Origin of the sequence: Myxococcus llanfairpwllgwyngyllgogerychwyrndrobwllllantysiliogogogochensis (genome assembly GCF_006636215.1) — a bacterium.
In the GTDB taxonomy this organism is placed as follows: Bacteria; Myxococcota; Myxococcia; order Myxococcales; family Myxococcaceae; genus Myxococcus; species Myxococcus llanfairpwllgwyngyllgogerychwyrndrobwllllantysiliogogogochensis.
Window position 1 is genome coordinate 1 of the sequence record NZ_VIFM01000332.1, and the last position, 11,554, is coordinate 11,554.

General features: G+C 69.9%; 9 protein-coding genes and 1 pseudogene. 3 read left to right on the forward strand and 7 right to left on the reverse strand.

Going from position 1 to position 11,554, the window contains the following annotated elements; translation table 11 throughout:
- A pseudogene (locus FJV41_RS43915) lies at positions 1-936 on the forward strand (HEAT repeat domain-containing protein); the annotation flags it as partial.
- A gap of 8 nt (positions 937-944) precedes the next feature.
- Here the strand turns inward: FJV41_RS43915 and FJV41_RS43920 are convergent.
- Both FJV41_RS43920 and FJV41_RS43925 read right to left on the reverse strand, forming a co-directional pair.
- Positions 945-1,430 carry a DUF2267 domain-containing protein gene (locus FJV41_RS43920; RefSeq protein ID WP_141648609.1) on the reverse strand — a complete coding sequence of 162 codons (486 nt, stop codon included), beginning with the start codon at positions 1,428-1,430 and terminating at the stop codon, positions 945-947.
- A 114-nt stretch (positions 1,431-1,544) separates the two neighbouring features.
- Positions 1,545-2,333 carry a DUF4190 domain-containing protein gene (locus FJV41_RS43925; RefSeq protein ID WP_141648610.1) on the reverse strand — a complete coding sequence of 263 codons (789 nt, stop codon included), beginning with the start codon at positions 2,331-2,333 and terminating at the stop codon, positions 1,545-1,547.
- A 197-nt stretch (positions 2,334-2,530) separates the two neighbouring features.
- On the opposite strand from FJV41_RS43925, the gene FJV41_RS43930 reads away from it, so the two are divergent.
- The gene (locus tag FJV41_RS43930) at positions 2,531-3,937 is read left to right on the forward strand and encodes a M16 family metallopeptidase (RefSeq protein WP_141648616.1); all 1,407 of its coding nucleotides are present in this window, start codon (positions 2,531-2,533) and stop codon (positions 3,935-3,937) included.
- Positions 3,937-5,454 carry an insulinase family protein gene (locus FJV41_RS43935; protein ID WP_141648611.1) on the forward strand — a complete coding sequence of 506 codons (1,518 nt, stop codon included), beginning with the start codon at positions 3,937-3,939 and terminating at the stop codon, positions 5,452-5,454. Before FJV41_RS43930 ends, FJV41_RS43935 begins: the two co-directional genes overlap by 1 nt.
- A gap of 65 nt (positions 5,455-5,519) precedes the next feature.
- Here the strand turns inward: FJV41_RS43935 and FJV41_RS43940 are convergent, their stop codons facing one another.
- From FJV41_RS43940 to FJV41_RS43960, 5 genes are all read right to left on the reverse strand, one after another.
- Positions 5,520-5,819 carry a hypothetical protein gene (locus FJV41_RS43940; protein ID WP_141648617.1) on the reverse strand — a complete coding sequence of 100 codons (300 nt, stop codon included), beginning with the start codon at positions 5,817-5,819 and terminating at the stop codon, positions 5,520-5,522.
- A gap of 148 nt (positions 5,820-5,967) precedes the next feature.
- Positions 5,968-7,686 (reverse strand): alkaline phosphatase D family protein, encoded by a 1,719-nt coding sequence (locus FJV41_RS43945; RefSeq protein WP_141648612.1) that lies wholly within the window; start codon positions 7,684-7,686, stop codon positions 5,968-5,970.
- 141 nt (positions 7,687-7,827) lie between these two features.
- Positions 7,828-8,832, reverse strand: a complete 1,005-nt coding sequence (locus FJV41_RS43950; protein WP_141648613.1) for an alpha/beta fold hydrolase — start codon at positions 8,830-8,832, stop codon at positions 7,828-7,830.
- A gap of 168 nt (positions 8,833-9,000) precedes the next feature.
- The gene (locus FJV41_RS43955; protein ID WP_141648614.1) at positions 9,001-10,236 is read right to left on the reverse strand and encodes an MFS transporter; all 1,236 of its coding nucleotides are present in this window, start codon (positions 10,234-10,236) and stop codon (positions 9,001-9,003) included.
- A 310-nt stretch (positions 10,237-10,546) separates the two neighbouring features.
- Positions 10,547-11,554 (reverse strand): CapA family protein (locus FJV41_RS43960; RefSeq protein ID WP_141648615.1); only part of this gene is annotated, 1,008 nt, incomplete at its 5' end.

The following is an 11,554-nucleotide window of genomic DNA, read 5'->3' on the forward strand; positions in this document are numbered from 1 at the left end:
ACGGTGGAGGGGGACCGTCGGCTGGTGGGGGATGCGACGCTGGAGGTCCTGCTCGGCGTGCTGGAGACGGAGACGCGGGAGCATGAGTTGCTCCAGGCCCGGGAGCGACTGGCGGCGCTGTTCCGATTGCTGCCCACGAAGGCGGTGCTGGCGGCGCGGCGCGTGAGGCGGGTGGCGGCGGCTCAAGGCAGCGGGGTGGCGCAGGTGTTGGACGCGCTGGGGAGCGCGGGGACTCCGGAGGCACAGCGGGAGCTGGCCCGGCTGCTGGGGGAATCACGGCTGAGGGTGACGACACGGGCGTTGGTGGCCACGGCGGCGGGGAAGGTGGCGCGGCCGTCGGCGGAGTTGACGCAAGCGCTGGCTCGGGCCGTGGGAGCGACGAAGGAAGGCGAGCTGAAGCGCGCGGTGGTGCTCGCGCTCGGTTCGGTGGCGAAGGGGTTGGAGCGCTCGGAGCCTGGACGGGCGCTCGGGGTGCTCGATGGGTTGATGGGGCGCTGCGAGGCGAAGCGGCTGGATGTGGAGACGTGCTTGCGGGCGCTGGCGCGGACGGGCTCGGCGCGAGGGTTGGAGTATGCGCGCGCGGCGCTGGCTCACCGCTCGGCGGAGGTTCGCGTGGTGGCCACGGAGGCGTTGGGGGCGATGGCGGGTGCGGACGTGGATGTGTTGTTGGACACGGTGCTGCTGGAGGACCCGGAGGCGCGGGTGCGCGTGCAGGCGGCGGTGATGATTTCGCGGCGCGTGGCCGGTCCTCACCTGCGCGCGGTGGCGCAGGTGTTGCGTGCGGAGCCCGAGCCCCAGGTCCGCGCCGAGGTGGTGCGGATGCTGGGGACACTGCTCACCGTGGAGCACCTGGCCGGTGAGCTCTTGCGCGACGTGGTCGCCCGCGATGACTCCGAGGACGTGAGACGTCTGGCTTCATCACTCCTCGCGGAGTAGGGCGCGGCTCATGCCTCCGGAACCCACAGCGCGCGCAGGTCCGCGGGGAGCTGGCCAATCACATCCTCGGCCTCGCCCTCGGAGATGTGCGCTCGCACCGTGGCGAACACGGCGCGCGTGAGGCGCTCCGCTTCGTTCGGCGTCGTGTCCAGGTCGTCGGAGACCATCTGGAGGAACTCCAGCATCTTGAACTTGCGGGGAGGCAGGCCCTCGTGTCGCGGGCAGCGCTGCAACAAGTCCCTCACCTTCTGCGGCAGCTGCGCCTCCAGGTGCTCCACCTCCTGGCCCATCAACCGCTGCTCCAGCGTGCAGAGCACCGACTCCGCGGCCCGCTCCGCGAGCGGACGGTCGACTCCCGCCTTCGCCTCCAGGTCCCTCAAGAAGAGCGTGTACGTCCGCGACGTCCTCGACTCGCGCCGCTTCGCTCGCAGCTCCTCCGTCGACGTGCTCGGGCGCTCGCCTGCCTCTGGTCGTCCCTCGTTTTCATTCGCCATGTCGTGGCCCTCCCCTGTCCGGGTGTGGTGGCTGACTCCCACCCACTCACCGTGGACACCTCCCTCCCAGAAGACAGCATGCCCCCGCCGCGCGCCGGGGCGGCGGGCCGGCACTCAGGCGGGAAGCCGCTCCAGGAAGCCCTTCACGAGCGGCCCGAAGAGCAGCAACCACAGCACCGTGCCCCCGACTCCCAGCAGGATGCCCGCCACCGCCTGCCACCCCTTACCAATGGGAGGCCGCGCTCGCGAATCCACCTTCCGCAAGGCGATGAGACCGAAGACCACCGCCACGGGCCCCAGCACCGGAAAGATGAACGTCGTGAACCCCAACGACAGCGCATGTCTCGCCATCGGGTTGTTGACCCGCAAATCCCACAACCGCCGCAGCTCCTTCTCCGACACGTCCACGCGGAAGAAGAGCCGGTTCCTCGTGTCGAGGAAGATTTGCAACGCGGTGACGAAAAGCAGGAACCCACCCACGAGCAGCGCGGGGCCGAACATCGCCGCGCCCGCCACCCCCGCGACCACCGGCGTGAAGACCAGGGCCGTCCTCGCCCAGCTCTGTCCCAGGTAGAACGCCCCACCCACCACCGCGGCGCCGAGCAGCACCAGCGCCATGGGCCAGGCGCCTTGCAACAAGGCCGTCAGCACGCCCGCGAGCACCCCCAGCGTCCCGACTCCCACCAGCCACGCATTCGTGTCGCGCCGCCCCCAGAGCTTCAGCCGGAAGGTCTCCAGGTAGTTCACCTCCGGGCGGAGGGAGCAGGCCGCGCAATACAGCACGCCCATCACCCACGTGGAGCACTCCTCACAGACGAAGCCGCCGCAGCGCTGACACGTCCCCCCCGCCTCCACCTCCGGGTGGAGAGCGCAGCGAGGCGTGACACCGACCAAGGAAACCATGCGCTCCAGTGTCTCATGGAGCGCCGCGCGCTTGGGACGCGAGTCAACGGACACCTCATCCCGCTCGGAGCCGGCCCTCAACAGTTGCCACCCGCCGCCCATTCCGCTTGTCATTCCTTGCCCACCCGGCGAGGGACGCGTGCTAAGCGCGAGAGGTGAGTCCCTGGCACGGAAGCCCCGGAGGAACCTTGTCCCGAATGAAGGCCCTCGTCGCCGCAGCCCTCGTCGTCTTCGGGCTCCCGGCACTCGCCCTCTCAGCACAAGAGGCGAAGCCGCTGGAGCCCGGTCGCGAAGCGGTCGCCATCCCCTACGAGAAGTACACGCTGCCCAACGGATTGGAGGTCATCCTCTCCGTCGACCGCAAGCTGCCCGTCGTCTCCGTCAACGTCTGGTACCACGTCGGCGCCTACCACGAGCAGCCCGGCCGCACCGGCTTCGCCCACCTCTTCGAGCACATGATGTTCCAGGGCTCGCGCAACGTGGCCGATGACGTGCACATCTCCATGCTCGAACAGCTGGGCGCCACCGACCTCAACGGCACCACCAGCTTCGACCGCACCAACTACTTCGAAACGGTTCCCACCCACCACCTGGAGACCGCCCTCTGGCTGGAGAGCGACCGCATGGGCTTCCTGCTCGACGCGCTCTCCCCGGAGAAGCTCGCCACCCAGCGTGAGGTGGTGAAGAACGAGCGCCGCCAGGGCACCGAGACGGCGCCCTATGGCCTCGCCCGCGAGGCGGCCTGGCACGCGCTGTTCCCCCTGCCGCACCCGTACCACGGTGACGTCATCGGCTCGATGAAGGACCTGGACGCGGCCACGCCGGAGGACGTGAAGGACTTCTTCCGCAAGTGGTACGCGCCGTCCAACGCCACGCTCGCCGTCGTCGGTGACTTCGACGTGGCGAAGACGAAGGCCCTCATCGAGAAGTACTTCGGCTCGCTGCCCAGCCACCCCAAGCCGACGAAGCCCGAGGTCGCCTCGGTGAAGCTCGCGCAGCCCGTGGTCATCCGCCACGAGGAGCGCGTGGCCACGCTGCCCCTGCTGTCCATCCAGTGGCTGTCGCCCGGGTACTTCGAGGACGGGGACGCCACCGCGGACGTGCTGGCCACGGCGCTCGGCACCGGCAAGGCCAGCCGCCTCTACCGCCGGCTCGTGTTGGACAAGCAACTGGCCCAGAGCGTCAACGTCACCCAGCAGAGCCAGGGCGCGCAGTCGGTCTTCACGCTCGACGTGGTGGCCCGGCCCGGCGTCTCCACGGACGCGCTGCTCAAGGAAGTGGACGCGGTGCTGGAAGACATCCGCCGCAACGGCATCACCCCGGAGGAAATCCAGCGCGCCCGCACCCGCTATGACACGCGCACGCTGGCGGGCCTCCAGTCCATCGGCGGCTTCGGTGGCAAGGCGGACGTGCTGCAGAACTACAACCACTTCGTCGGTGAGCCCAGCTACGTGGCGCAGGACCTGGCGCGCTACGAGACGGTGACGCCCGAGTCCGTGAAGCTGTTCGCTCGCGACACGCTGCGCCCCGATGCCCGCGTCATCCTCCACGCCGTGCCTCCCGCCCGGAAGCAGGCACCCGTCGAACCGAAGGAGCGCCACTGATGCGCCGCCTCATCACCGCCCTCGTTGCCGTCTCGCTCGCCGGCTGCGCCAGCCAGCAGAAGCCCGCCTCCAGCGAGCCCCAGGGCACCGCCGCGCCCCAATCCCCGAACCCCGCGACGCCCGCCGACGCGGAGGCCTTCCGCGCGACGCCGCCCCAGCCGGGCAAGCCTCCGGAGCTGGTGCTGCCCACCTTCCAGAAGGCGACGCTCGACAACGGGCTCACCGTGCTGGTGAGCACCCGGCGTGAGCTGCCGCTCGTCTTCGCGGGTGTCACCTTCGCGGCGGGCAGCGCGCAGGACCCGGTGGGCAAGAAGGGCCTCGCCGACCTGACGTACCGCATGCTGCTGGAGGGCGCGGGCACCCGCGACACGGTGGCGTTGGACAACGCCTTCTCGGACCTGGGCGTGTCCGCCTTCCAGGAGGTGTCTCCGGATGGCGCGCAGGTGGGCGTGCGCGTGCTGACGCGCAACGTGGACGCCGCGCTGGCCCTGCTGGCGGACGTCACCCTGCGGCCCACCTTCGCTCCCAAGGCCTTCGAGCGGCGCAAGAAGCAGCAGCTCGCGGACCTGGTGCGTCGGCTGGGTCAGCCCAGCGCGCTGGGGCAGATTGTCTTCCTGTCCTCCGTCTTCGGGAACACGCACCCGTACGGGCACACGTCCGCGGGCATGCCCGACACCGTGCAGGCGCTCTCGCTGGAGGACATCCAGGGCTTCTACAAGAAGCACGTGGGCCCGGCCGCCGCGGCGCTCGTGCTGACGGGTGACATCTCGCTGGACGAGGCCGTGGCCTTCGCGAAGCAGCACTTCGGTGCATGGAAGGCGCCCGCGACTCCGCCCGCCGCTCCGCCCGCGCCGTCCACTCCCGCGCGCCAGATGGTGTACGTGGTGCCCAAGCCCGGCCTGGACCAGACGGTGATGATGCTGGGCCGTCCCGCCATCGCCGCGGGCAATCCGGACGAGTACTCGCTGGAGCTGGCCACCACCGTGTTCGGCGGCTTCTTCGGCAGCCGGCTCAACATGAACCTGCGCGAGGCCAAGGGCTACAGCTACGGCGCGGGGGCGAGCACGGATGCGCGCCTGGGCGTCGGTCCGCTCACGGCCTATACGTCGGTGCGCGCGGACGTGACGGGCCCCGCGCTCAACGAGACGATGGGCGAGCTGAATGGCCTGAAGTCGAAGCCCATCACCGAGAAGGAGCTGGCGGCCGCGCGCGAGGGCCTCATCCGCGCCTTCCCCGGCGCCTTCGAGTCGGTGGAGGGTCTGGGCTCCAGCGCGTCGCAGCTGTACCGCAAGCGCCGGCCGTTGGATGAGTTCAACCGCACCGTGGAGGGGCTGCGCACCGCCACGGCGGCCGACGTGCAGCGCGCGGCCGAGAAGTACCTGGACCCGGCCACGCTGCAAATCATCCTCGTGGGAGACCCGCTGCTCATCCAGGAGCAGGTGTCTCCGCTCAACCTGGGCAAGCTGATGCCGGTGGAGCCGGACACGCAGCCGGGCAGCGCGAGCGCGCGCCCGTAGTCGTCAGTCCAGCAACGAGCCCGGCGCGTCGACGAAGGACGCGTCGGGCCTCTTCAGCGAGGGCGTCAGTCCTCCTCCTCGACCTGACGCTCCAGGGCCCGTTCGCGTCCCTGCCGCTCGCGCTCCAGCTCGTCCGCCTCATCGATGGGGCTGCGGATGTCGGGCACGTCGCCGCCGACGGGGCCGTCGCTGTCGAGCGCGAACTTCTGCTCCCGCGTGCTGCGGATGGAGTCCGCGGCGTAGAGGGGCAGGGTGTCATCCGCCTCCAGACCCCGCTCCACGCGGTCCTTCGCGAAGGTCGGCTTGTGGTGGCCCCCGGCCCCGCCACCCTTCGAGGGGTCGTTCTTCTTGTTGCCCGTGCCCATGTCGCGCTCCTCGTCGAAGGGCGCGGAGTGCATCCCCACGCCGACTCCACACAGGGCTCAATGTCGGAGCGACGACCACGGGCACCAAGCTCCGTGCGACGACAGCGGGGCCCGCCCGCCTGGGTGGTGGGCGAGGTGGCCCGGGTCGCTAGGTCTGCGTCGAGACGAGCGGCGGAGGCTCCACCACCACCTGCATGGAGAGCGAGGTGTGCTCGGCCTCCCAGCGCAGCCACAGCTTCGGACGCGAGACTTTCGAGCGCGCGGGCTCCACCTTCAATGACAACCAATTGCGCTCGCGCAGATAGCGGCTCTTGCCCACCGGGAGCATCTCCGTCTGCATGTACGACGGCAGGTCATCCACCGACTCCTCCGACAACAGCCGCATGCCCATGAACTGGAGGATGTTGGGCGGCGGGTGGACGATGCCCGAGGACGTCACCTGCTCAATCGCGGCCTCCGCGAGCCCCGCCGGGATGTGCTCCGGATTGCGCGAGCGGATGAGCCCCCGCGCCCCCACGTGAACGTCCCCGGACACCACCGTCACCGCGCAGTGCGACACCTTCGCCAGTTGGAGCAGGTCCACCATCAACCGGATGCGCTCGCCTCGATGCGCGACGGACTCCCACTGGTCCAGCATGTCGTCGTGCAGCGCCGTGTCGCCGCCCAGCGTCTCCACCGAGGGACCGAAGCGCAGGTGCACCAACGGAATGGAAGACAGCACGATGACGTGCCTCGACTTCTTCCGCGCGTCCCTCCCGTGCTCCTGTCGCCACGCATCCAACGTGTCCCATTGCCCGGCGCTCATCACCTCGTGCGCCATCTTCCCGTTGACCTGCTTGCGGTACGTGCGCCCGCTGCGCAGGTCCAACGCCACCAGGTCCACGTCGCACTCCGTGCCCACGAAATGCAGCGTCTGGAGATAGTGCGCGTCACAGGGCCTGCGCTTCGCGGGCTTCTTCTCCGCCGTCTTCAGCTCGCCCAGCTGGAAGGCCTCGAAGGCGAGCGCGGCGGCGCTGTAGATGGACTCGAACCACTCGCAGGACTGCAGCGACTCGTGCGAGCCCCAGCCGTCGAAGATGTCGTGGTCATCCCAGGTGAACAGGCCCGGCACCCGCGCGAGCATGGGCGCGATTCCCGCCGAGCCGCTCCACCGCTCGCAGTACAACTCCACGTAGCGCGCCACCATCTCCTCGTGGAACCCCGGAGGCGGCCCGAAGTCCCGGTTGAGCTTCTGCTCCAGCTCCCGCTTGCGGAACTCCACCAGCGGCTCGTGGTCCAGGAGCGAGTCCGCGTACACCTGGTCTCCACCGCCGAGCAGCAGCTCGAAGCCGCCCTCCCTGGGCTCCTCGTGTTGGGCCAACATGTCCGCCCAGCAGCCGAAGGGACGCTTCATCCGCATCACCGAGCCCCACGTCTTCGCGTCGCTGGCGCCGTTGCAGGAGAAGAAGGCCGCGCGAGGCAGGGCGCCCTTCGCGGGCACCACCACCGTCTTCACGTCCTCCTCCCCCCAGGGCTTCACCGCATGGCCCCGCGAGGAGAAGTCCACCTGCTCCAGCGCGGCACAGCCCTCCCCGGGCTCGAAGCGGTACGTCACCCGCCGGGGCGTGGCCTCGCGCGTGAGCGTCACCTCCCACCGCCACAACACACCGGCGGCCGGGCTGTTCAGCGAGGAGAAGTCCGCGACCGACGTCGGCGGAGTGGAGACAGCACCCGCCACCTCCACGCCGTCGAGACCCTGGAAGCGAAGCCGCAACGGAGGCGGCCTCGCCGGGTCCGAGTCAGAGAGGTACAGATTCACGAAGAACGACCACGTGTCCTCGGATGGCTGGTTCCTCGCGTACAGCATCGGCCCGAGCAGCTTCTTCATGTGCTCCCCCCGGTCTGCACCAGGGCCGTAAGCCCCGGATTCACGGACTCTAGTCCGGAACCCGGTAGCCGGGAGCCCATGCGGGGAGTGTGTCCTGCGTCCCCAAGTTGCCCACAGGCTCGGAGGAGGGGCGAGGCGGGCCTACTTCGCGAGGAAGTCGAGCACGGCGGCGTGGAACTTCTCGGGGGCCTCGAAGTGGGGGATGTGGCCCACGGCGGGCAGCTCCACCAGGGTGGCCTGGGGAATGGCCTGGGCGGTCTTCTTCCCCAACTGGGGATACTGGCCGAGCGTCGCGGCGACGTCGGCGGGCACCTTGCCCCGGCCAATGAAGGTGCGGTCCTCCTGGCCGATGACGACGAGCGTGCGCGGCTTCACGAGCGGGAACTCGTGGGACACGGGCTGCTCGTAAATCATCTGCGACGTCTCGGCGGCCACGCGGGCCAGGCGGGGATAGTCGCCGCTGAGCGTCTGGCGGTAGAGCACCTGGACCCAGACGTCATACTCGGGCTTCCACTTCACGTAGTACGTCTGGTGGTACTTGCGCGTGGACGCCTCCGTCACGGCGAGCTGCTCGCGGTAGTACGCCTCCGTCGGCTGCCAGGGGACCTTCTCGCGGTAGTCCTCCAGGCCGATGGGGTTCTCGAGGATGAGCCGCTCGGTGGTCTCCGGGTACATGAGGGCGAAGCGCGTGGCCACCATGCCGCCCATGGAGTGGCCCAGGATGACGGCCTGCTTCACGCCCAACGTGTCGAGCAACTGCTTCGTCAGCGAGGCGAGCGTGTGGAAGCTGTAGTGGATGTCCGGCTTGGACGAGCGGCCGAAACCGAGCTGGTCCGGCGCGACGACGCGATAGCCCGCGGCGGTGAGGGCGCGGATGGTGGCCTCCCAGTACGCGCCGAAGAAGTTCTTGCCGTGCAGCAGCACCACGGTGCGCCCGTTGGCGCGCGCGGCGGGCTTCACGTCGAGGTAGGCCATGCGCACGTCCTGGCCCTCCACCGTCAGGGGCAGCTGCTGCACGGGGAAGGCGGAGGGAAGCCCCTCCAGCGCGGTGCCGAGCGGCTCGACGGCGCCCTTCGTCTGGGCGAGGGCGGGCGGGGCCGACAGCAGCAGGGCGGTCAGGGCCAGGAGGGAGGGACGGACGGACATGAAGCGGGCTCCTCGCAAGGGGTCGGTGTCTCGCGGCGACAGCGTCCGTGTGTAGCGCGTGGGGCGCGAGGACGCAGGGCCTTCGACACCTGAACCGGCCTTCATGTCCGGAGGTGGACCGGGGCACGCCCTCATCGTGGAGGGCGTGGGCACCCCGGGTGCGGGAGGTCAGTTGGGGGAGCGCTCGAAGCTGCGCGGGCTGAGCAACCGCAGCGTCAGCACCATGGCGAAGAACAGGACGCTGGCGCTGATGGTGACGAAGCGCACGCCCACGCGGTCGGCGAGCGCGCCCAGGGCCCAGACACCCACCGCGTACCCGCCGCCGAGCACCATGCTGTACAGGCTGCTCACGCGCGCCTGGAGTTCGCGGGGGACGCGCGAGGTGGCGAAGGCGTGCAGGCCGCTCATCAGCGTGAGGTAGTTGGCGCCGAGCACGAAGATGGCCGCGGCGGCCACCGTCAGCGTGGGCGACATCCAGTAGAGCGCGGACACCACTCCAATGGACATGGCGGCGAAGCCCAGGAGCTTGCGATGACCGAGCGCGTCCGCGAGCGTGCCCACGACGACGGCGGCCACCACCGCGCCCGCGCCCTGACAGGCGACGAGCAGCGACGTGGCGGCGGCGCCCTGACCGAAGACGTTGATGGCGAAGACGGGCACCAGTCCGATGAAGGGCGCCACCAGCGCGGCGACGAACAGCGTGCCCCACAGCACCAGGGAGATGTCCTCGTCCCCGCGCGCCACGGAGACGCCTCGGGTGATGCCGGCCCAGAGACTCTCCTTCGTGCGAGCGGCTTCCCGCGTGGGCATGCGCACGCGGGAGAGCGCCACGAGCACCGCGACGAAGGACAGCGTGTTGACGAACAGCGCCCACGGCGCGCCGCCCATCTGGAGCACCAGCGCCGCGAGCAGCGGGCCCATGATGCGGCCCAGGTTGAACTGCGCCGAGTTGAGGCTCATGGCGCTGTGCAAGTCACGGGGCGGAACGAGCTCCGCGAGCATCGCGGAGAAGGCCGGGTTGGTGAGCGTGCTCGCGCAGCCGTTGAGCAGCGTGACGACGCCGACGATGGGCACGCTGAGGTGGCCGGTGAAGGCGAGCACCGTGAGCACCGCGGCCAGCGCGAGCTGCACGCCGGTGCCCAGCGCCACGTAGGCGCGGCGGTCGAAGCGGTCCGCGAGCGCGCCGCCCAGGGGCGACAGCACGACGGAGGGAAGGAAGGCGAGGGCGACGATGCCGCCGGTCCACTCGGCGCGGCCCGTCTCCTGCGTGACGTACACGCCCATCGCCACCGTCTCCATCCAGGTGCCGATGTTGGAGATGAGTGCGCCCAGCCAGACAGCGAGATAGCCGGGGTGTTCGAAGGCGCGAAGCGAGGAGAGATGGGGCAGTCGAAGTGCGCGCACGGCGAAATCCTTGTACCGCACGCGTCCGCGATGCGCTTCCACGAGACGCGTCATGCTTGGTGCCGCAATCACGAGAGGCGCAGTGGGCCCAGCAGTCAGCCTTCAGCGTGCGATGGATGACGACGACACGGACGATTCGCTCGACAGGGCTGTGACACAGCTCACGCGCGCGGCGTACGGCACAGTCGCTCAGGCATGTCCTGATACGACGCATTTCATGAAAGCCCTGCGAGGAATTGCGTGGGCGCGGGTGTGTGATTGTCGGGGCATCGGTGCGCGCGTGCGGATTCGAGCGCGCGCCCGGGTGACGTCAGCGTGAGGAGACGGGGCCCTTGCCGGCGGGGCGGAGGGTGCCGTCGTCGGAGATGCGGGCGCCGGAGTCGGGGAAGTCCACGGCGGTGAGGTCCTTCAGCAGTTGGATGACGGCGCCCTTCTCGTCGGGGACGGCGATGCCCTTGTCCACCTGCTTCGTGGCGAGGACGCGGCCGGAGGTGAAGTCACCCGCGTTGTTCAGCTCCACCTCCAGCACCATGCCGAGCCCCTGCGGACCCTTGAGGTTGAAGCGGCCGTAGGTGGCGAAGTTGCCCAGCGAGTACGCGATGAGGCGGCCCTTGTAGAACTCCAGGCCGCGCACGACGTGGGGCCCATGGCCGATGACGACGTGCGCGCCGGCGTCCACCACCGCGTGGGTGAAGGCGCGCAAGTCACCGCGGTCCTCGCCGAAGAACATCTCCCGGCCGTTGGGGACGTGGAGCGCCTTGCCGCCCTCGGCGCCGCCGTGGAAGGAGACGAGGACGATGTCGTGTTCCGCCGCCGCCGCGCGCACCAGCGCCGTGGCCGTGGCCAGGTTGTTGAGGTGGTTGCACGAGGGCGACGTGTGGAAGGCCACCATGCCGATGCGCAGGCCGTTGCGGTCCACGGTCGCCACGGAGCCCGGAGGTCCGCTCCAGGCGATGCCGAGCGCATCGAGCGTGGCCTCCGTCTCACGACGGCACAGCTCGCCGAAGTCACCCGAGTGGTTGTTGGCGGTGGAGGCCAGGTCCACGCCCGCGTCCTTGAAGAACTGGCCGTAGGCGGTGGGCGAGCGGAACGCGTAGCAGTTGCCGGACGAGCGGCACTTGGTGGTCTTCCCGTTGTCGCAGAGGGGGCCCTCGACGTTCGCGAAGGTGAGGTCCGCGTCCTGCATCAAGGGGAGCACACCCGCAATCACGCTACCGCCGCCATCGGGTGGCAGGTTGTCTTCGGGGATGGTGGTGCCGAGCATCATGTCGCCCACGGCGCGGATGCGCACCTTGGCGTCGGCGGGCGGGGGTGGGCG